The 19,883-nt window shown below is 67.5% G+C and carries 20 protein-coding genes, 1 tRNA gene and 2 pseudogenes; 16 read left to right on the plus strand and 7 right to left on the minus strand.

Annotated features, from left to right (window positions below):
* Positions 1 to 212 (minus strand): leucine zipper domain-containing protein (locus HMPREF1008_RS05320; protein ID WP_009278829.1); only part of this gene is annotated, 212 nt, incomplete at its 3' end.
* A 147-nt stretch (positions 213 to 359) separates the two neighbouring features.
* Here HMPREF1008_RS05320 and HMPREF1008_RS05325 point away from each other — a divergent pair.
* From HMPREF1008_RS05325 to HMPREF1008_RS05385, 13 genes are all read left to right on the plus strand, one after another.
* Positions 360 to 638, plus strand: coding sequence for a hypothetical protein (locus HMPREF1008_RS05325; RefSeq protein ID WP_009278830.1), 279 nt, complete (start codon positions 360 to 362; stop codon positions 636 to 638).
* A gap of 9 nt (positions 639 to 647) precedes the next feature.
* Positions 648 to 998 carry a hypothetical protein gene (locus tag HMPREF1008_RS05330; RefSeq protein WP_009278831.1) on the plus strand — a complete coding sequence of 117 codons (351 nt, stop codon included), beginning with the start codon at positions 648 to 650 and terminating at the stop codon, positions 996 to 998.
* 116 nt (positions 999 to 1,114) lie between these two features.
* A complete protein-coding gene (locus tag HMPREF1008_RS05335; RefSeq protein ID WP_040656742.1) occupies positions 1,115 to 1,894 on the plus strand; it encodes a hypothetical protein in 780 nt (259 codons plus the stop codon).
* A gap of 2 nt (positions 1,895 to 1,896) precedes the next feature.
* Positions 1,897 to 3,483, plus strand: a complete 1,587-nt coding sequence (locus HMPREF1008_RS09870) for an Mbeg1-like protein (RefSeq protein WP_009278833.1) — start codon at positions 1,897 to 1,899, stop codon at positions 3,481 to 3,483.
* A gap of 274 nt (positions 3,484 to 3,757) precedes the next feature.
* Positions 3,758 to 4,471: a lantibiotic protection ABC transporter ATP-binding protein gene (locus HMPREF1008_RS05345; protein ID WP_009278834.1), complete on the plus strand. Its 714-nt coding sequence runs from the start codon at positions 3,758 to 3,760 to the stop codon at positions 4,469 to 4,471.
* On the plus strand, positions 4,468 to 5,295 hold the full coding sequence (locus HMPREF1008_RS05350) for a bacteriocin ABC transporter permease (RefSeq protein WP_009278835.1): 828 nt from the start codon (positions 4,468 to 4,470) through the stop codon (positions 5,293 to 5,295). The genes HMPREF1008_RS05345 and HMPREF1008_RS05350 overlap by 4 nt, the downstream gene beginning before the upstream one ends.
* Positions 5,292 to 6,131, plus strand: coding sequence for an ABC transporter permease (locus tag HMPREF1008_RS05355; protein WP_009278836.1), 840 nt, complete (start codon positions 5,292 to 5,294; stop codon positions 6,129 to 6,131). Before HMPREF1008_RS05350 ends, HMPREF1008_RS05355 begins: the two co-directional genes overlap by 4 nt.
* A gap of 195 nt (positions 6,132 to 6,326) precedes the next feature.
* Positions 6,327 to 6,557, plus strand: a complete 231-nt coding sequence (locus HMPREF1008_RS05360; RefSeq protein ID WP_156797605.1) for a hypothetical protein — start codon at positions 6,327 to 6,329, stop codon at positions 6,555 to 6,557.
* A gap of 99 nt (positions 6,558 to 6,656) precedes the next feature.
* Positions 6,657 to 7,319: a response regulator transcription factor gene (locus HMPREF1008_RS05365; protein WP_009278838.1), complete on the plus strand. Its 663-nt coding sequence runs from the start codon at positions 6,657 to 6,659 to the stop codon at positions 7,317 to 7,319.
* Positions 7,307 to 8,770, plus strand: a complete 1,464-nt coding sequence (locus HMPREF1008_RS05370; protein ID WP_009278839.1) for a HAMP domain-containing sensor histidine kinase — start codon at positions 7,307 to 7,309, stop codon at positions 8,768 to 8,770. The genes HMPREF1008_RS05365 and HMPREF1008_RS05370 overlap by 13 nt, the downstream gene beginning before the upstream one ends.
* A 140-nt stretch (positions 8,771 to 8,910) precedes the next feature.
* Positions 8,911 to 9,516, plus strand: coding sequence for a biotin transporter BioY (locus HMPREF1008_RS05375; protein WP_009278840.1), 606 nt, complete (start codon positions 8,911 to 8,913; stop codon positions 9,514 to 9,516).
* On the plus strand, positions 9,509 to 10,192 hold the full coding sequence (locus tag HMPREF1008_RS05380; protein WP_009278841.1) for an energy-coupling factor ABC transporter ATP-binding protein: 684 nt from the start codon (positions 9,509 to 9,511) through the stop codon (positions 10,190 to 10,192). Before HMPREF1008_RS05375 ends, HMPREF1008_RS05380 begins: the two co-directional genes overlap by 8 nt.
* Positions 10,192 to 10,785: an energy-coupling factor transporter transmembrane component T gene (locus HMPREF1008_RS05385; RefSeq protein WP_009278842.1), complete on the plus strand. Its 594-nt coding sequence runs from the start codon at positions 10,192 to 10,194 to the stop codon at positions 10,783 to 10,785. Before HMPREF1008_RS05380 ends, HMPREF1008_RS05385 begins: the two co-directional genes overlap by 1 nt.
* A gap of 122 nt (positions 10,786 to 10,907) precedes the next feature.
* Here the strand turns inward: HMPREF1008_RS05385 and HMPREF1008_RS05390 are convergent, their stop codons facing one another.
* Positions 10,908 to 12,110 (minus strand): hypothetical protein, encoded by a 1,203-nt coding sequence (locus HMPREF1008_RS05390; protein ID WP_009278843.1) that lies wholly within the window; start codon positions 12,108 to 12,110, stop codon positions 10,908 to 10,910.
* Between the two features lie 289 nt (positions 12,111 to 12,399).
* Between HMPREF1008_RS05390 and HMPREF1008_RS05395 the strand changes: the two genes are divergently transcribed.
* Positions 12,400 to 13,260, plus strand: coding sequence for an HAD family hydrolase (locus tag HMPREF1008_RS05395; protein ID WP_083823491.1), 861 nt, complete (start codon positions 12,400 to 12,402; stop codon positions 13,258 to 13,260).
* A 349-nt stretch (positions 13,261 to 13,609) separates the two neighbouring features.
* On the opposite strand, the gene HMPREF1008_RS05400 is transcribed toward HMPREF1008_RS05395, so the two are convergent.
* Positions 13,610 to 14,266, minus strand: coding sequence for a glycerol-3-phosphate acyltransferase (locus HMPREF1008_RS05400; RefSeq protein WP_009278845.1), 657 nt, complete (start codon positions 14,264 to 14,266; stop codon positions 13,610 to 13,612).
* A gap of 157 nt (positions 14,267 to 14,423) precedes the next feature.
* Here HMPREF1008_RS05400 and HMPREF1008_RS05405 point away from each other — a divergent pair.
* Positions 14,424 to 14,500, plus strand: a tRNA-Met gene (locus HMPREF1008_RS05405).
* A 202-nt stretch (positions 14,501 to 14,702) separates the two neighbouring features.
* On the opposite strand, the gene HMPREF1008_RS05410 is transcribed toward HMPREF1008_RS05405, so the two are convergent.
* Positions 14,703 to 16,202 (minus strand): ATP-binding protein, encoded by a 1,500-nt coding sequence (locus HMPREF1008_RS05410; RefSeq protein ID WP_009278846.1) that lies wholly within the window; start codon positions 16,200 to 16,202, stop codon positions 14,703 to 14,705.
* Positions 16,203 to 16,856: 654 nt separating this feature from the next.
* On the opposite strand from HMPREF1008_RS05410, the gene HMPREF1008_RS05415 reads away from it, so the two are divergent.
* Entirely contained in the window at positions 16,857 to 17,837 is a 981-nt protein-coding gene (locus HMPREF1008_RS05415) for an ATP-binding protein (protein WP_009278847.1), read from the plus strand.
* A 156-nt stretch (positions 17,838 to 17,993) separates the two neighbouring features.
* On the opposite strand, the pseudogene HMPREF1008_RS10990 reads toward HMPREF1008_RS05415, so the two are convergent.
* The 3 genes and pseudogenes from HMPREF1008_RS10990 to HMPREF1008_RS10850 all read right to left on the minus strand — a co-directional run.
* Positions 17,994 to 18,377 (minus strand): annotated as a pseudogene (locus HMPREF1008_RS10990) (tyrosine-type recombinase/integrase); the annotation flags it as partial.
* Positions 18,378 to 18,534: 157 nt separating this feature from the next.
* Positions 18,535 to 19,056, minus strand: a pseudogene (locus HMPREF1008_RS11075) (tyrosine-type recombinase/integrase); the annotation flags it as partial.
* Between the two features lie 56 nt (positions 19,057 to 19,112).
* The gene (locus tag HMPREF1008_RS10850) at positions 19,113 to 19,313 is read right to left on the minus strand and encodes a hypothetical protein (RefSeq protein WP_040656744.1); all 201 of its coding nucleotides are present in this window, start codon (positions 19,311 to 19,313) and stop codon (positions 19,113 to 19,115) included.
* Between the last annotated feature and the right edge of the window lie 570 nt (positions 19,314 to 19,883).

Raw genomic sequence — 19,883 nt, forward strand, 5'->3', positions numbered from 1 at the left:
CCGGGCGGCGTGAGCCTGGCCGGCCTCCCCGGCCGGCTCCTGCGGTCGGAGGGGGGCTCGCCGGCCCTCGCCCTCGCGAGCCGCTTGTGGGCGGTCTGGCGGCTGACGCCCACGTCCCGCGCGACGGCCGACACGCGCTCGCCGGAGCGGACCCTGCCGACGAGCCTGCGGCGCCCGAAGGGGGTGAGCCTTGCGTTAGGATGCTGGAACAAGGGGGCTCCTCTCTCTCCGCCGCAACCTTCGACAAGTCACAGCTTGGAGGAGTCCCCCCTCCTTGTCACCTGGAAACTGTCAACAACCTGTTGGCACACAACAGCTAGGCGTTTGGTGCGTGGCACTCATGCGAGGGAAGGAATTCCATGGGCTTTAAGGTGTCCGACCACGAGCTTGCCTACGATGCCGGGCTCGCACGGGAGCACGTGGAAAAGCTCGTTGCGCTGGGCAGCGAGTCTGCCAAGCTGATTGACCTGCTTATTGCCACCGGAATCCGCTCCGAGCGCATTAGCGTGCCGCTTGAGGCCGACAAAGCCAAGATCGTCAGGGCCCTCTACGTGCTCGAGCAGGCGCTTGCCCCCATCATCGGGAAGACCAATGCATTCATCGAGGACCTTGACGCCGACGACGCCCAGTTCGATTGAGGTGCAGCCATGGGACAATCCGGTCAGATAACCATCGTTCCCGACAGTGTCGATGACATCGTCGCCATGCTTCGCTCCCTGGCTGACGATGCCGCCATGGTGACGGCTGCCGACTACTCCCTTACGCTGACGACGGGGTCGGGGGGACAGGCCCTTGAGGGCGTGGGGCGGGCCATAGGAGCCTGTGCCACAGCACTATCGGGCACCCTCTCGGCGCTCGCCGATGACATCGCTGCGGCTAAGGCGGACTTCCAGGGAGCCGACTTCGAGGCGGCGAGACGAAACGCGCGCATCGGCGAACCATCAGACGCGAGTCCTCTCGCCGCAGGGGGCGGCACCGGTGGGGGCTCCTCATGGTGAGGGGTGCCCACTCCCTGGTCGCAGAAATGGCCCTTGCGGCCCTGGTGGCGATTGGTTGCGCGGGCTGCATGCCAGGCACGCTGGGAAGCTCGCACACGACGCAGGAGGTAGCGAACATGAGCGAAGAGGTCACCGAACGTGACCGCGCGATGGCAAGACAGCTGGGCGCGCCCGATGAGGTGCTCTCATCCCTCGAGAGGGGCGCATGGCCTTCCGTCACCGCGCGGGAGAACGTCCGCTATGCCGAGGCCGTGGAAGACCACCTCTCCGATAGGTACGGTGAGACGTTCAGGGCAACCGAGGTGACACTTTCCCGCGGGGTGCTCGCCGAGGCCGACAGCGTGACCTGCACGGTGGATTCCGGCCCGTTCGCAGGGGCGACGTGCAGGTGCACCTTCTTCCCGGGCGGTGCTCCCCAAGACGGTGGGTCGCAGTGGTCTGACACCTATCCATACGTGCGGCTACACGAGGAATACGAAGCGGCGGCAGAGGCGGCGGCATCGTCGGCCTTCGGAGACCTTCCCCAAGGTACGTGGCTATGTGATGCGGGCATGACCGAGAGGCCCTACCCGGAGGTGGAGAACGATGTCCACGACCAGGGTCAGAGCGTCTCCATCCCCCCTGATGCCAGCCTGTCCGTGATGGGCCCCTACCTTGACGGCCACGTGTGGGTGTACCTCTCGCCCGAATGCACCCTGAGCGAGAAGGACTACTCCGGACGCGTCTCGAGGATGGTGGAAGCCTTGAGGAGGACCGGCCTGGACATCCACTGGGAGGCCCACAAGGTGACCAAGCCCCTAGATGGGGCGAGCTTCGCCTGGGAATGGGCCGACGAGGCCGTGAGGTCCGGACAACACGCATGGCAGCAAACCGGTGACCTTCTGGGGGTGGGCTAGGCATGTCCCTGGGTGCCGACCAGCTAGCCCAGCTCAACACCCTCATCTACCAAGAGGGCATGTCGAACGCGTACAAGGCCCTTGGGACGTCCGACATGAGGGTCTTGCTCCAGTACATGAAGTCCCACGCCGGGAGAGCCAACCAGCATGATGGCTACATCAGCGACGAGCAGTACAGGGCCCTCATTGACCACGCGCTGAACGATCCCGAGATTGCCGGCCTGAGCGTGAAGGACCTTACCCAGCCTGGCACGAACGGCCAGACCAGCCGCAACCTGACCCTTGTGAACAGGCAGACGAACGACATGTACATCGTCTTCAAGGGGACCCAGGGTTCGACGGGGGAGTGGGGCGATAACTTCAAGGGCCTCTACGAGTACGACACCCCAAACCAGAGGGCCGCGAGCGCCTATGTCGACCAGATGGTGTGCGGTGGCGATTACCACGTCACTGTGACGGGTCACTCGAAGGGCGGCAACAAGGCCATGTACGTCGCAGTGACCAATCCCAACGTCGACGAGTGCTATTCCTTTGACGGGCAGGGGTTCAGTCGCAACTTCATGAACAAGTATGCCTCCCAGATTGCCGCGAGGAAGGCCCACATCCACGCCTATGACTACGAGGGCGATTTCGTGAGCGCCCTGCCCTGCTCCGTGGCGGGAGACACCCACTTCCTGGAGTCGGGGCAGGACCACGAGGGCTTTGGGTCCGCCCTCAACTGGCTCCTACGCGGTGACGCGAGCTTCCTCCCGAGAAACCATGCCCCCATGATGCTCTTCTCGAATTCCAAGGACTTCAGGCTGGACTCCTCTGGGAGGGCGAGCGGATATTGGAAGACGATCAACCACTTCACCCTATGGATCATGGACAACGTGCCCGCCGCGCAGCAGCGGCGGATTGCGGGGTTGATCGGTGCGTGCGCAGATGACCCGAGCCATGCCAGGGATTACATCCGACAGCATCCGGAGGAGCTCGGCATGCTTGTCGCTGCCATAGGAAAATATCCCCATGCCGAGGACCTCTTGAGCCAGCTGGCTGGCATCGGCCTGGCAGGCAAGGTCCTCGCGGCCCTGCTCCTCACCATCGTGAGGAGTGGCGCCAGACGCCCGTGGGCCATGGGGGTGCTGGCCCGTTTGCTGGGAGCCGACTCGGAGTGGGCCGGTCGCTTTGGGTCCGCCCTGAAGTCCACCGAGGGGGACATCGACTCTGGCGTACGGCGGACCGAGGTTGTTGCCGTGCGTCAGGAGGAGATCCGCGATTGGTCTGACGAGCGCATGCAGGAGCTTCTCGACATCGTTGCCCAGGTGGATGCCGAGCCATGGTGGGACATCACGCGCTGGGACATACGGTACCGCTTCGAGAACCTCGTGGGACGACTTGACGTGGAGCGCTATCGTAACGACATGGAGACGTACCTGCGCAAGCAAATCGACATGAACGACGTCTCCAGGGAAGTCATACTGGCCGCCTTCCGGGCCGCCGAGGAGCATCAGGCTCGGTATGCGGGCGAGATGGACGAGATTGCCAGCCAGGTTGCGAGGGCCACCTCGATGCTCGATGAGATTCGGGGTCGGCTCTCGGCATCCTAGTGCAGGCGCCCGTTCGTGACGGTTTTCCACGGCAGGGCCGGCCAATGGCGCAGCTCGCGCATCATTGGCGTGCAGGCCATTCCCCAAGTGCGCGCCGCTTTTCATTGACCTGCGAGTTTGTCGGCAGGCGCGCATTCTGCGCCTGGTTTGCGCGTCACCGCCTCGCCTTCCGGCGCGTCCGGAGGGCCGCATTGGCTACGTCCTTTAGCGTTCCTTTAGGGATCGCCCCCAGACTGGTTCTCGAAGACGAGAAGCCAGAACGGAAGGAGATCCCATGGCTGAATGCGTCCTGGAGACGCGCGGGTTGGTCAAGCGCTTCGGACGTGGAGCGAACGCCCAGACGGCGGTCGACCACGTCTCGCTGCACGTTGAGGAGGGGAGGGTATACGGGCTCCTCGGTCCCAACGGGGCGGGGAAGTCGACCACCCTCAAGATGATCACGGGCATGCTGCGCCCGACGGAGGGCGAGATGCTCTTCGAGGGTCGCCCCTGGTGTCGCGACGACCTGTACCGCATAGGCTCGCTCGTAGAGCAGCCGCCCCTCTACCCCAACCTCACCGCCCGCGAGAACCTGCGCGTGCGCACCACGCTCCTCGGCCTGCCGGAGGGGCGCATCGGCGAGGTCCTGAATACGGTTGACCTCACCGACACGGGCTCCAAGCGTGCGGGCCGCTTCTCGCTGGGCATGCGGCAGCGCCTGGGAATCGCCCTCGCCCTGCTCGCGAGCCCCCGCCTGCTGATCCTGGACGAGCCCACCAACGGCCTCGACCCCCTGGGCATAGAGGACCTGCGCGGGCTGGTCAGGAGCTTCCCGGAGCGCGGCATCACGGTGCTGCTCTCCAGCCACATCCTGGGCGAGGTCCAGCACATGGCCGATTCCGTGGGCATCATCGTGGGCGGCAGGCTCGCCTACGAGGACGCGCTGCGCGAGGGAGAGGACCTGGAGAGGCTCTTCATGGACGTGTGCCGGAAGGAGGGGTCCAGATGACCGCCGCGTCGCGCCATGCGGCGCGGAGGGGCGAGAGTGCCAAGGGGACCGGGGCCGTGGGCGCCACGCTCGTCTCGGTGCTGCGCGCGGAAGCGCTGAAGTCGAGGCACGCCGCGCCCCTGCGGCTGGCGGTCGCCCTCGCCCTGCCCTTCCCGCTGCTGGCGGCCCTGGCGGTCCTGATCGTGCCGGGCTCGGAAGTCTCGTACACGCCTTGGAACTACTGGTACGTGCTGCTGATGCCGGTCATGCTCTCGCTCGTCGCCGCCACGGTGGCCAACGCAGATGCCCGCATGGGAAACCGCGCCCTGCTCTCCGACGGCGTGCCGCTCGGACGCGCGTGGTGCGCCAAGGTCGTCTGGTGCTTGGGCCTCTCGCTGCTCGCCAACCTGGTGGTCCTGGCCGTGTACGTGGCGCTGTCGCTCGTGGCTCCCGAGGGGGCGTCAAGCCTGCAGTCGATGCTGGCGGCGGCGCTCTCCCTCGTGGTCGCGAGCTCGTGGATGATCCCGGCAACGCTCCTGCTCACGATGCGTGTGGGGATGCTTGCGGGCATCTTTGTCCCCCTGGCGGTCCAGCTGGCCTTGAGCTTCGGCTGGTCGGCCGTGCCGTTCTGGCCCGCCTGCCCGCCCACGGCCACCATCGTGCTGCCTACGGCGTTTTTGCCCGTGCTGCCCAGCGGCGAGCCGGCGTCGGCCGGCATGGCGACGGTGGAGGCGGTCTCCCAGGGAGGCCATGTCGCGCTCGCGCTCGCCGTGGCCTGCGCGCTCACCGCCGCCCTGACGGCGGCGGGGGCGGTCTGGGTCTCTCGCTCGGAGGAGCTCAGATGAGGGCGCGCAAGGGCGGGTCGCGGGCTTCCGGCAGGGGCGCCGCGCCCAGGACGACCCTTCCGCGCGCCCTGCATGCGGAGGCCCTGCGGCTGCGCCGGTCGCCCCTCGTGCCCCTCCACCTCTCCTGTGCGCTCGCGGCGGGCCTCGCCTGCGGCGCGTACTTCGCCTATGCGCCTTGGGACCCGGCCATGGGGTCGGATGCCTTCGTGCAGCTGCTGGGGGCCCTGATGCCTCTCATGGCGGGCATCGTCTGTGGTCTGGACGCGGACGGCGAGGGGGAGGCCACGGGACTCTCGGCCCTGCTGTCCGTCCCGTCGCGTCGGATTGCCCTGTCTGCGCGCCTCTGCGTCCTGTGGCTGATGGGGACGGCCGCCCTCGCCCTCTCGCTGGGCACCTTCGCCACCGTGCTGCATGTGGCGGGCAGGAGTCCGTTCGGGGCGGGCGTGTGGGTGCTTGCGCTTGCGGGCCTGTCCCTGGGCAGCATCCTGCTCTACCTGCTCCTCTACGCGGTTGCGCTGCGCTGGGGCCGCAACGTGGCCATCGCCGTGGGCGCGGCGGGGCTCATGCTCGCGTTCTTCTCGGTGGGCGGGCTCGCGCACGGCCTCATGACCGGGGAGCTCACCGCCGTCGGGACGAGCGCGTTCGGCCTGGTTCCCGCTTGCTGGTCCGCACGCCTGGGCTCCCTCGGCGTGGAGCTCTTCGTCTCTGGCGGGGCGGGTGCCGTCGCGGCTGCGCTGACCTGGCTCGCGGGTGCGTGCGTCGTGACGACCGCCCTGCTCGCGGTGGCCGTGCAGTGGTGGGTCGCGCGCTTCGAGCCCGCGCGTCGCGGGGAGTAGGGGGTGTTCGGCATGGTCGTAAGAACGTGGGGACGGGTCGTCGTGATCCTTGCGCTTGCAGCGGGAACTATGCTCGCATGCGCCGCGATTCAGGGATGCTCTGGTGCCGGAACGGTGGCCAAGAGCACGGCCGACAGGCTATTGCCCGTGCCGTCCCGCATGGTGTGGGCGCGCTGTCCGGCTCCGGGGGCCCACGTGGACTCATATCCGGACGCGTCCGGATCGGGCGTGAACTACGTCTACGACGTGGAGGCGTCCGCAGAGGATGGCACGCGTCTCATGGTGACCATCATCCTCTTCGGGCGCGAGGCGTCCGGACAGGGGTGGCTCAGGATCGAGGCGAAGGGGAGCTCGGGCGTGCGCTATGACGGCGTCGACGAGTCCGAGGTCCCGCAGACCGCGCACGACGTCCTCGGTGCGGGGTGACGCGGGCCTGGGGGATGGCGTGCGGGCGCCCTCCTTGCCTATCATGGCGGTGACGGAACTGCGGTCCCCGGGGCCGGAGGGAGAGGACGGTGGGGTCCCATGGCGCGGATCCTGGCGATAGACGACGAGCGGGCGATCACGGACCTGCTCGCCCGTGCCCTCGCGCGCGACGGGCATGTGGTCGACGTCGAGAACGACCCAACATCCGTGCCCGATCGTGACCTCTCGCGCTACGACCTCGTCCTCTGCGACGTGATGATGCCCGGGATGGACGGCTTCGAGCTGGTCGGACGCATCCGCGAGCTCGTGGACGCCCCCATAGTCTTCCTCACCGCCAGGGTGGCCGAGGAGGACGCCGTGCGTGGGCTCGCCCTGGGCGCAGACGACTACCTGCGCAAGCCGTTCGGGGTGGCCGAGCTGCGCGCCAAGGTGGCCGCCCACCTGAGGCGAGAGGGACGTACCCACACCCACGTTCTTGCCCTCGGCGACGTCCGCTTCGACCTCGGTGGTCGCGCGCTCTCCGTCGCCGGAAGGCCCGTGGCGCTCACGCCCACGGAGTACGCCATCTGCGAGTTCCTCGCGCGACACGACGGGCAGGTTCTCTCGCGCGACCAGATTCGCGATAGGGCGTTTGGGTGGGCGTCGGACGCGGGGGACGACGCCGTGTCGATGCACGTGAGCAACGCGCGCGCCAAGCTCCATGCCGCGGGCGTGGACCCCATCGAGACGGTGCGGGGGATGGGGTACCGATGGTCCACGTAGGGCCGTTGCCGCGGCGCACGCGGACCCCCCTCGCCCTGGTGATCTCGCGCTACTTCCTCTATGTGCTCGTGGCGGCGCTTCTCGCCCTGGGAATCCCACTGGGCGTCTTCGGTGGGCAGATGCAGTCCGGTACCGTCCTGGTGGCCAACTATGGCGAGACGCACCTGGACGAGGTCGCGTCCGTCCTTGCCAGCCAGCCCTCCTTCGATTCCTCCGGCATCCCGTCGGCATACCGCTATGCGCGCTTCGGTGCGGACGGCAGGCTGCTTGGGTCCGACATGGGCGGGCGCCAGCTCGATGAGGCACGGACCTTGGCCGCCGGGCGGGGAGGTGGGGACATCCGGCCCACGACGTCCGGCTCGTCCTTCTATGCTGTCGTCGACCTGCCGGACGGGGGCCGTTGCGTGCTCTGCTACGACATCGTCCCCCAGTGGGCCGACAAGGGCCTGCGAGACGCGTTGCCCAATCCTCAGGACCTGCTGATGTGGTCCATCCTGCTCCCATTGGTCGCGGCCGTCACCCTCATCGCCCTGCGTGCCGGCCGCGTGCTGACGCGCAAGATGGCCCCCCTGGTGCGGGCGGCGGAAGCGGTCGGCAGGCAGGACCTCGAAGCACCCGTGGGGAAGAGCGACGTTGCCGAGGTGGACGACGTCCTGCGCGCCATGGAGGAGATGCGCCTCTCGCTGAAGGGCTCGCTCGAGGCGCAGAGGGCGGCGGAGCGGCGGGCACGAGAGCAGGTCGCGGCGCTCGCCCACGACCTCAAGACGCCGCTCACGGTCGCGCTCGGCAACGCCGAGCTGCTGGCCGAGGACGTCGGGGAGGGGAGGCTCGGCGACGAGCAGGCCACCTGCGTTCGTGCCATACGCGACGCGATGCTTTCCATGGACGCCTTCGTGGGGAGGATCGTCGAGGCGTCCCGCGGGCATGCAGAGGTGCTGGACCTCGCGCCCGTGGACCCGGCCGCCCTGGCAGACGGTCTGGAGGGCGAGGTGGGGAGGCTCGTCTCCGCCCATGGCCTCAAGTTCGAGACGTCGCGGGAGCCGTCCTTCCGGGGCCTGTGCGACGTGGTCGCGAGGGGAGAGCTGCCGAAGCCGCGATGGGACGGGGACGCCCTCGCGCGCGCTGTGCTCAACCTGGCTGGCAACGCCTGCGAGCACGCGGGGGGCGGCCGCGTGATGCTTGCGTTCTCTAGCGATTCGCAGCACCTTGCCATCGCCGTCGAGGACGACGGGGAGGGCTTCTCGCCCGACGTCCTGGCGCACGGGGCCGAGCGCTTCTGGCGCGGGGACGCGTCGCGCACCTCCGGGGCGGGTTCCCACTTCGGGCTCGGGCTCTCGATCGCTGCGGACGTCGCCTCCGCACACGGCGGCAGGCTCGAGCTCTCCAACCGCGAGGACGGCGGGGGAGCCGCCCTGGGGGCGCGTGCTGCCATCGTGCTTCCGCTCGCCTAGGTCTTGCGGGGCCATGCCACCGCCCCGTTCCGCCCGCTGGCTTTCGTGGAGAATGTTGACAAGTCAATAAGTTCCTTGCGTTTCTCGCCTGGCCTTCACTAGGATGCCCATGGCTGGCCATCGAGAGACGGGAGAAGGTCATGGGTAAGGCCAAGGGGGCGCCTCGGCGCCTGGAGAACCGCGACCTCGCGCGCGTGGCGACGTTCGCCGCGCTCATCGCCGTCGGGGGATGGACGTCCGTCCCCGTGGGCCCCGTGCCCATCACGCTGCAGACCTTCGCGGTCATGCTCGCCGGCATCGTGCTCGGGCCCTGCCTCGCTCCGCTCTCGGTGGTCGTGCTCCTCCTCCTTGCCGCCATCGGCCTTCCGGTGCTGCACGGCGGGGCGGGCGGCCTCGCCCTGTTCATGGGACCGACCGTCGGCTACCTAGTCGGGTTCGTCGCCGGCTCCTGCGCGTGCGGCCTCATCGCCCAGTCGGGCGGGAGGGTCACGCCCGTCCGGACGTTCGTGGCCTGCCTCGTGGGCGGCGTCGCCGTCCCGTACCTGTTCGGCATACCCGGGACGGCGCTCGTGCTCGGGCAGGGCATACCTCAGACCGCGCTGTCCGCCCTCGTGTTCGTCCCCGGCGACCTCGTCAAGGCCGTGCTTGCCACCACGGTCGCCTGCGTGCTCTGGCGGGCGTACCCCGCCGCGTGGTCCGACTCCCTTGGCACCTCGAGGGTCGCGCGGGACGGCGACGTTGGCTGACGTCGAGCTCGATGCCGTGGGGCTCGTCGTCGACGGGGCTACCATCCTCCGCGACGTGTCCCTCGAGGCAGACGTGACGACCCTGGCCGTGATAGGCCGGAACGGCTCGGGGAAGTCGACCCTGCTCCGCGTGATCGACGGCCTCGCCAGGGCGACCTCGGGGAGGGCCCGCGTGCTCGGGCTCGACGCCTGGGAGGAGCGGAGGCGCCTGCACGAGCGGGTGGGGTTCGTCTTCACCAACCCCGACGCCCAGATCGTCATGCCGACGGTGGCCGAGGACGTGGCCTTCTCCCTGGGCCCCCTCCACCTGGGTGCGAAGGAGGCCGGACGCCGCGTCGCCTCGACCCTCGAGTCCCTCGGCCTGGACCGCCTTGCCGACGTCCCGGCCCACAGCCTCTCCGGCGGACAGAAGCAGCTCCTCGCCATCGCCTCCGCCGTCGTGCGCGACCCCGAGCTCGTCCTTGCGGACGAGCCGACCACGATGCTCGACCTGCCCAATGCGCTGCGCATCGGCCGGCTGCTCCTCGGGGGGCTCCGCCGCCCGCTCGTGGTCGCGACGCACGACCTCGCGCTCGCCGCGGGCTGTGACGAGGCCGTCCTGATGGAGGGCGGCACCATCGTCGACCGGGGGCCCGCGCCCCGGGTGGTCGACGCCTATCGTGCGAGGTGGGAGTGATGGGGGCCTTGTACTGGGCGGGGGACGGGCCCCTCCATCGCCTCCCTGCGGGGGCGAAGCTCCTCGCCCTTCTCGCCTGCTCCGTGGCCGCCGCGACGTCCCCGGGCTGGGTGGCCATCCTGCTCCTCGTGGCCGCCGCTGCGGGTCACCTCGCCTCGGGCTTCGGCATCGCCTCGCTCGCCCGGGACGCCTGGTCCATCAGGTGGCTCGTCGCGTTCACCGTGCTCGCCCAGGCGCCCTTCCAGGGGCCGGCCCGGGTCGTGGCCGTCACCGGCAGGATCGTCTCCGTCGTCCTGCTCTGCGACCTGCTCGCGTACACGACGCGGGCGACCGACCTGCTCCGCACTCTCACGTCCGCGCTGGGCTTCCTGCGTCCCCTCGGCGTCGATTCCGCGCGCCTGGGACTGCTGATCATGCTGGCCGCCTCGGCGATTCCGCTCGCTCGATCAACCTACGCGCAGGCGAGGGACGCCGTTGCGGCCCGGGGGCTCTCGGGGACGCGCGCCCTGGTCGCCGCAGCGGTGCCCTACCTCGTCATGTCGGTCAAGCGGGCGGACGAGCTCTCCGAGGCGCTCGACGCGAGGGGCGTCTGACCGCGAGGGGCGCCTGATGGCGAGAGGTGCCTGACGGCGAGGAGCGACGAATTCCGTCCAAAGGCGCCGCTCCCGTGAGCGCGGGCCTCTCCGCCCTCCACGCCCCGCGGATGGGCATCTCGCTACAGAGTGCCCCTGGTGAGCAGGTATTTCTCTGCCTCGTCGTACTCGCTGTCGGTCAGGCGACCCGCGTCGTGCAGCAGCTCGAGGGCCTGGTACCCCTCCTTGACGCCGACAACGCGCCCGGAGTGCGGGAGCACCTGCATCACGACGGGCTGCGTGTAGTAGTCGGTCTCGCTGGGGTTCGAGATCGAGTAGGTGTAGCTCCCGCCGTCCTCGCCCGTCGCGTGCACCGCATAGAGGGGCTCGGTGGCCGTCGCCCGCAAGAGGGCGCTCTTCACCTCGTACGACCTGATCACGACGACCGAGGGGCGAAGGGCGTAGGGGACGTCGAGGACGCGGGGCACGACGAAGCCGACGAGGATGACCAGGCCGAAGAGGATGCTCCCGGCGGTGCGGAAGGCGGGCCGAAGACCCACGGGAATACTTTGGAGCCAACCTCCCATCATCGACAGCAGCCCCATGTTCCGCGCCTTCTGGCCGATCGTGGGAGTGCCCTCGGGAACGTTTCCGGAATCGCCCTCGGAGACGTCGCCAGCGTCCCTCTCGCCTGGCCCTGGCTTCGCGTTGAGCGCTGGAACCAGCTTATGCGCGGCCCTCAGGTACGCGAAGGGGCCCACGGCGACGACGGCCCAGAACGGGAGCGAGAAGAAGTAGAGGTTGGTCGAGCCGCCGTTGAGCGCCATCCCGGCGAGGTTCGTGACGAACATCGAGAGGAGGACGACCAGGTAGGCGATGACCAGGACGATGGCGACTGTCCTCCGGCGCCTCCCCGCCTGCGCCGCGCGCTCCTCTCTCGTGAGCGGCTTGGTGGGGGAGGGTGGCGCTGCGGGGGAGTGCGCCCTCCTTTTTGCCGCCTCTTCCAGGCTGCGGTCGCGCGCGGGTGCCGTGGGGTCGGGCACCAGGCGGTCGACCAGCGTCTCGAAGCGTTCGTTCAGCCACACGATGAGCCAGATGAAGAAGGCGATGTCGAGAAAGAAGTACAGGCCCAGCAGCCAGCCCAGGGGTCCGTCGAGGACCTCGTCGTTGATGAAGTCGTAGAGGGGCCAGCCGGGCTCTATGGAGGCAATCACGGGCACGGCGATGACTGCCATGAAGGCGACGATGCCTATGACGATCGAGAGGACCGTCGCGACGTTCCCCAGCCTGTTGCGCCTGCGTTGGACCTGGCTTGCGGGCCTCTCCGTGTCGTTCGCTTCGCTCATGCGCCGAGCTCCCCTGTCGCGCCTGGCGCAACGACGTGCGCCATTCCGATGAGTCCGTGGGGCAGTCTAGCCTTGATGGCGGACGTCGGCCAGCGCATTTCACGCTCTTGTTCCATTGCGCTGGCGCGCCTGTGGACCTTGGCGGAATGGTGGGTTTGGCGGCCCGCGGCCGCCCCACGCCTCGAGGGGCGCGAGTCGCGCGTGGTAGACTGGGCTGCACGGCTCGCGGCCGGGGTCTCCCGGCGGGCCGGTCCGCTCTTCCAGCACGCAGGCGCCCACGGCGTCCCGCATGACGGGGGTCGCAATGATCAAGCTTGCTCTTTCGGACATGGACAACACGCTGATTCCCTTTGGGCAGGACCGCGTCTCTGACTCGGTCTTCGAGGCGGTGTCCCTCGTGCGCGAGGCAGGCCTGCGCTTCGGTCCCGCCACGGGCCGTGACGAGCAGGAGCTCAGGCGCTTCTTCGGCGGCGACGAGTCCTGCTTCGAGACGGGCATCCTCTCCAACGGCAAGAAGGTCAAGCTCGACGGCGAGCTCGTCGCCGTGCACTACATGGACAAGGAGGCGCTCCAGCGGCTTGCCGACGCCTTCTTCGCCGTGCCGGGCGTCTTCCTCTGCGCGTATCCCGCCAAGACCGACCACAGCAACCCCGTCTACGTCCTCGGCGCGCGCACGGCAGAGATGGCGGCGTACGAGAGTCGTCTGCGCTTCAACGGCATCCTCTGCGAGCAGCTGCCCGACATCGACTTCATCGCCTCCGCGATCGCCTGCGACGGCCCGGACGAGAACATGGGCTACGTTCGTCGCATCGCCGCGCGGCTCGCGCCCGAGTTCGACATCGTGGCACCCATCACCCACTGGTTCGACGTGCTTCCCAAGGGCGTCAGCAAGGCATCCGGCCTGGACGAGCTCATCGCGGCCATGGGCATCTCGGACGACGAGGTCGCCTTCTTCGGTGATGGCGAGAACGACGTCAAGATGATGGAGCGCGTTCCCAACTCCGTTGCGGTGGCAAACGCCATGCCGGTGGCTGCCGAGACGGCACGCTGGCATGTCGGGGCCTGCCTGGACGACGGCGTTCCCGAGGCGCTGCGCGAGCTCGCGCAGGTGGCGGGCACGGACGAGCCTGCGAGCTTCATGCGCGCGTAGGGCGCGCGCCGCGGGCGCGAGGGGTGTCTGGCGCGTGCGGCTATGTCGCGAGGGCGTCCAGCGCGTTTCTCTCCGCCGCCAGAGCGTCCAACGCGTGCAGATTTATCACGAGACGTCCAACGCGTTTCTCTGAAAACGCTGACCTGCGCAAACGTCACATCGCCAGACGCGTTGGACGTAGTGGAGAGAAAGTCGCGCGCGTTGGGCGTTGTGGGGAGAAATTCGCACGCGTCAGGCGTGTTGAAGAGAGGCTCAGACGCGCTGGACGTCCTGACGAGACAACCAGACGCGTCGGACGTGCTCGGCTTCAGCTGGTGCGCTCCAGAAGACGCGTCGGACGTGCTCGGCGCTATCCGCGCAGTCCCAGCTTCTCCCTCAGCTTGACCGAGATGCTCGCCCGCCGGGCGCTGCCGTTGCGCGCAGCTTGGATCGCGCTCCAGTGGGCGACGAACATGAGCGCGCAGAGCACGAGCGTAAAGGCCACGAGCAGGGGAGAGGAGGCTCCCGTCGCGGCGAGGACGACCGACCCCACGAGGTAGGCGAGGGTGATCGTTACGGCGCCATAGCAGAGGTAGCCTGAGGCGACGACGGTGGCGAGGCCGATGAGGCAGCTCGCGATCCCGAGGGCGGGAGCGGCGAGGATGATTGCCGAGCAGGTGGTGGTCACGCCCTTTCCGCCACGGAACCGATGCCAGGCGGAGAAGTTGTGGCCAAGGGTGGTCGCGAGGGCGGCGGCGTTGCCAGCGAGCTCGGCGCTGCCGGGGAAGAGTGTGCGGCAGAGGACCCAGGCGGCGACCACCTTGAGGATGTCTCCGGCGAGGACGACAAGGGCCGCACCTTTGCCCAGCTCATGACCTATGTTTGCCATTCCTGGGTTCCCCACGCCGGTCTGGAAGGCGCTCTTGTGCGTGAGGACCCGCGCGACGACGTCCGCCGTGAGGAAGTTGCCGAAGGCATAGCCTACGAGCAGGGATGCAAGGGCAGAGGCGAGGGGTGTGGTGTCCATGTAAGACCTCTCTTGTGAGCAAATCCGCGTGAAATTGCATAGAGCGGACGAATCGTGGCGCAATTGTGAAGGGATATGTTGGAAGTCACGATGGAGCTTGACCGTCTGCCTTCGGGTCCCTATATTATCTCTTTGCGCACAGGTTGCGCCCAGACATTGCGGGGTGGAGCAGTCTGGTAGCTCGCCGGGCTCATAACCCGGAGGTCGTAGGTTCAAATCCTGCCCCCGCGACCAAAACTACAACCCCGACCTGCGAAGGCAGGTCGGGGTTTCTTTTAACCGATATTTTGCCGACGAATCGATTCGAGCATTACCATTTTTTTTCGCCCGAAAACGAGCGTTGCCTGCGCCCGCGGCCCTGCCGGTAGGTGATGACCGCAGTGAGCCACGTGCCCTTGTCGACGCGGCCCCGCAGCTCCGTGCCGCATCATCCCCGTTAGCTCAGCCGGTACCTTCTCTTCGGGCTGTTCTTGGTCCCGATGGGCTCCAGCAGTCCCTCGTCTAAGAGCGCTTTGATGTAGCGCAGCGCAGTCTTCGTCGACGTGCCAGAGGCCTTGGCGACCTCGAAGGTGCTCGCGCTCTCGTGCTCCGAGAAGTATGCGAGCACCGCTTCCTCCATGTTGCCCTTGGAGTATCCCGCGCCCTCGGCCTCGGTCATCCTCCTGTGTCTGAAGGTGATGTCGAACCCGTCGAGCGTGCTGCGCACGATCGGCCTTTCCATGAGTGCGTCGGCGAGCTCCCGGTTGATCGTGGGGATGCCGGAGCCCCGGTTCTCCACGACGCGACCCGTGCTGCCGTCGTAGTCGGTGTAGGGGACGTCCTCCAGGATGCGGGCCAGGAACTGGTTCCTCGACGCGGTGCCGCCCCTCTCGCCCAGCCTGTCCACCGTGAGCGACCCGAAGAGGCCGCCTGGGTTGGATACCTCCAGCCGGTCGGGGTACATGTCCACGAGGACCGGCGTGCCCTGCCCGTCGACGGAGTAGTCGCGGTGCATGAGGGCGTTCGCTACCGCCTCGCGCACGGCGGGAAGGGGGTAGTCCGGCACGTTCTCGCGCAGGGCCCCTCTTACGATTGCCCCGTGCTTCATGTTCCGCGACACGGCGCGCACGGTCTCCACCACCATCTGCGGGATGGGGCCGTCGACGTTGGCCGAGTCCACGAAGCGCCTGCCCGCCTCGTCCAGCTCGCCCTTGCGGGGGCCGGGGTATCTGGTGAACACCACGTCCAGACGCGGGAAGAACTTCTGCGGGTACTTGCCGAGGGCCATGATTCCCGCGAGCGTGGGGCGGAGGACGCCATGCCCGTCCACGGCGGCGACGCGGCGGTTGGCCATCAGCTCCTCGTCGCCCACCGCCCTCGACCGGTCGAGCGTCGTGGCGCGCGCATGGGAGAGCCATCCCTCCAGCAGGTCCTCGTCGAGGTCGGAGAGGGTCGCGTCAGGAACCGGCTCGGCGTCGTTGCGCGCGGTGCGGTGCTGGTTCTCGATGAAGCGGTCGATCTCGTAGAGCGACATCCTATGGTCCCCATCGCCCGTCCGGACGAAGGACCCGCCCATCTGCCCGAGTTTCCTCACGAAGCAGGGCTTCTCGCGCACCGGGGCCTCCCGCACGTTGGCCACCACCACGGGACGGCCTTCGAGCTGCAGGACAAGGAGGTCGACGGCCTGCGGGGGCTCGACGAGCTCGCGGGCCGCCTGCGCGAGCTTCGACTGAAGCGTCTTCGTATCGGAGTCCGGGACCGGAGAGAAGCCGTCCTTCTCGGACACGCCGAGCACGATGGTCCCGCCGTAGGTGTTCGCGAACGCCGATATCGTATCGGGGATGCTCTTGGGGAACCCGCCCGCGGCGGACTTGACCTCGTACTCGGCCAAGTCTGTGCCGGCCTTCCTCATGCGGTCCATCGCGGCGGCAAGGTCTTCGTCGCTGGCTATGTACATGGGCCCTCCTTCGACGAACTTGGGAACTTGGGAAGGGAAGACTTCCTAAGTTCCGAAGTAAAGTTCCTAAGTAGATTGCATTATATCCCGAGAAAGGCGCAGCAGGCGGCCTTGTTGCAGGGCGAAAGCGCGTTTTCGTTGGCCGTTCATTGGCTCGAAACTTGGGAACTTGGGAAGCGCGGTCTTCCTAAGTTCCCAAGTAGCTTCCCGAGTTCCGCCTGTCCACGCCGGTGTGTCTCTGGTTTGCGCGAGCGTTATTGCGAGACGTCCGCGGACGCCCGTGGGAACTCCGGGCCGATAGTAAAATCCAGGAACACCTTCTCGCGGCCTGCCGCAATGCGCTGATTCCCCTGAGAGCGCCGACGGCGCCGCGCGGACCAGATGGCCGCCCATGACGAGGTTGCGTACACCGTCCTCGCGCACGGGTGGGGAAGAGGTCGCGTCCCACGCCGACATCGACGACGAAGGCCAGACCGTGAAACTGGTCTCACCCCCGACCAGGGAGACGGCCGGCTCCAACGGCGAGCGCCCTGGCCTGCTGCAAGGCTAGCGGCGCCGCCTCGCAGGCCGAGGAGAGGATGGACCCGGAAAATCATAACCGATGAGGTTGAGCTCTGGTCGTTAGATGGTCAGCAGCGCCGCTACGAGGACAAGGTGCAGGAGCGCTCCTCGATAGGGGACGTGGACCCCGAGGTGATGGCCCGCTACAAGGCCGAGCTCGGCACGGAGGCGAGCGACGAGCAGGTCCTCCGGAGCCGCGGCTTCCTCCAGGACGGCCACCTCACCAACGCGGGAGTCCTCCTCTTCTCGGAGAGCCCCGCCAGATTCATGCCGTGGGCGCGGGTGTGCGTCATCCGCCTCGACGGCAGCAAGATGGAGACGGGGCGCAGGCTCAACATAGTCAAGGACAGGACCTTCGACGGGCCGCTCCCCAAGACCATCGATGGCGCGAAGGAGTTCATCTCGAGCCAGCTGAGGGAGTTCCAGTACCTCGGGGACGACGGCAGGTTCAAGGTCATACCGGAGTACCCGGAGTTCGCCTGGTTCGAGGGACTCGTTAACGCGGTCACACACCGCGACTACGCGATGAGCGGCGACCACATCCGCGTGATGATGTACGACGACCGCCTCGAGATAACGAGTCCGGGCAAGCTCCCCAACATCGTGACGCTCGAGAACATGAAGTACACCCGCTGGTCGCGCAACCCTACGATCGCGCGCACCCTGGTCGAGTTCGGCTGGGTCAGGGAGCTCAACGAGGGCGTGCAGCGCATATACGACGAGATGGCGAGCTTCTTCCTGAGGGAGCCCACCTTCTCGGAGCCGAACGGCGCCTCGGTGAGGCTCACGCTCGAGAACAGCGCGACCTCGCGCGTCCTGCGCCGGGGCGACACGATCGCGAGTGACATCGGCGAGGACGCGCTTGGCGCCCTGGGCGAGTACGAGCTCGCCGCCCTCCAGTACGTGTACGGTAGGGGGCGGGTGACCGCCAGAGAGCTCACCGACCACCTCGGCCGCAGCGTAAAGGTCTCGCGACCAGCCCTCAAGTCCCTGGTAAAGAAGGGGATTCTGGACTGGCACGGCAACAGCGCCCACGACCCGTCGCAGTACTATTCCCTGCATGGGTCCAAGTAGGTCCAAGTAGGTTCGAGTAAAGCCGGCCCGTCCGAGGGCCTCACAGGTAAAGGGGCCCGTGGAGGTCGAACCTCGGGTTCGAGTAGGCTCTAGCGGCGCGGCTACATCCAGCGCAGCGCGATGCGCGCGACGGCCTTCAGCAACCGCAGCAGTGCCCTAAGCGCCCTCATGGCCGGCCTCCCTCCGCTTGGTCTCGGCGAGCATGGCCTCTAGCTGTCCCACGGTGAACGTGAGGCCCTCCGACTCGGCGGCTGGCTGTGCGACCTGCGGCTCCCAGAGCGCCGGCGAGCTCATGTCCAGGTCGAAGCTCTCGTCCACCTTGCCCACGGCGGCCCTCTTTGCCTCCGGGTCCACGTCCGCGTAGATGTCGAGCGTCATGTTCACGCTCGCGTGCCCCAGGTAGCTCGCCACGGTGCGCACGTCGCAGCCGTTCCCGATCATCATGGTGGCAAAGATGTGCCGAAGGTCGTGGAACGTGCAGTCGAAGCCGTTCATCTTGCAGAACGCCGAGAAAGTCCTTCCCCAGCTGCGTGGGGTTGTAGGGCCTGCTCTCGGGCTCCTGCGTCCCCAGTACGAAGGGGTCGCCGGCGGGGACTCCCATCTTGGCCAGCACGCGCCGGGAGTCGGCGCGCTTGGCCCTGAGGGTCGCCGCCGTGTGCGCCGTGAGCGGTATGGTGCGCGCGGAGCTTCCGGTCTTGGGTTCCTTCAGGTAGAAGCCGCCCTCGCCGTTGCCCAGCGTGTGGGAGACGGTCACGGTGCCGTCGCCCTCCACGTCGCTCCAGCGCAGCGCGCACACCTCGCCGCGCCTCATGCCGGTGGTGAGCGCGAGCTCTATGGCCAGGCCCAGCGGGCTCGTGGCCTCGGCCGCGACGGCGAGCCTCAGCATGCGCGTGCGCTCGGCGCGATCGAGCGCGTTTATGGGCGTCTTCACCCACTTGGGCGGCTTGCAGAACTCGCAGACGTTCTTGCGCACCAGGTCCTGCGACATCGCCCACTTGAGCGCCTGCTTCAAGAGGTGGAAGGGCTTGGCCGCCGACTTCGGCGCATAGCTGTCGGCGGTCATGCGGGCCATCCAGCCGTTGACGTCGGCCACGGTGAGCGCCGAGAGTCTCACATCGCCCAGGTAGTGGCAGATCTGCTTTGTCTCGGCGCGGTAGCTGCGTACCGTGGAGGGCTCTATCGTCTTGGAACCCTCCTTGTAGCGCAGGAACGCGTCCATGAAGTCGCGAACGCACACGTTGGACGTCGCGGTGCCGCCCTCCAGCTCGAGCTGCACTATGCTATGAGTTCGTCGTGCGCCTTCTCGGCTGCCTGCCTCGTCCTGCCCCTCGCGATGCAGTAGAGCCTCTCGGGCTCCCCGGTTATCGGGTTCCTGCGGGAGAGCGTCACCTCCCACTGGTCGGTGTCGCCGCGCCTCCTCAGGCCCCCTGCTCGCGTACTCCATCGGTCCTCCAAACGTCCGTTTTCCACAGCCATTTGTTAACCGACATTCTCACCGACATCAGAACCAACAAATGACCGACAAACGGATGTCGGAAGGACAGGAAACCCAGAGCGCACAGAACGTGGAGAATGGGAAAACCACAGTTCAGGTACCGTTCGCTGCAATTCTGGAATCGCTGGAACTGGTATGAAACGCCCTCTGGGTCGCTCATAACCCGGAGGTCACAGGTTCAAATTCTGCCACCGCGACTATAAAACTGGAGGTCAGCGGCGAAAACCCCTGGCCTTTCTTTTAATGCGAGAGAAGCGTTGTCAAGCGGCCTGCCGTCACTTCCAGCCAGGCGTGGGCCTGGGGGCACGCATCTCTTGGTCGACGCTTGCCTGGCAAGCTAATGTTCGCGGGCTTGTGCCCGCGCCCCTGCCGGTCATAGGGCCCAGCAATTGGTAGGGAGGCGTGGTGTCGCAGTTCGATTCTTCGCCTGGGAGCTTCGTGCGAACGTCAGTCTTTGTGGCGGATGCAGCCTTGCGGTTGTCCAAAAAAGGAGTCGCGAGCGGCTCCCGGCGGTGCGTCGAGGGCCGCAGGCCCTCCTGGCAGAGATGCCC

It is taken from the genome of Olsenella sp. oral taxon 809 str. F0356 (assembly GCF_000233535.1).
Taxonomy (GTDB): Bacteria; Actinomycetota; Coriobacteriia; order Coriobacteriales; family Atopobiaceae; genus Olsenella_I; species Olsenella_I phocaeensis.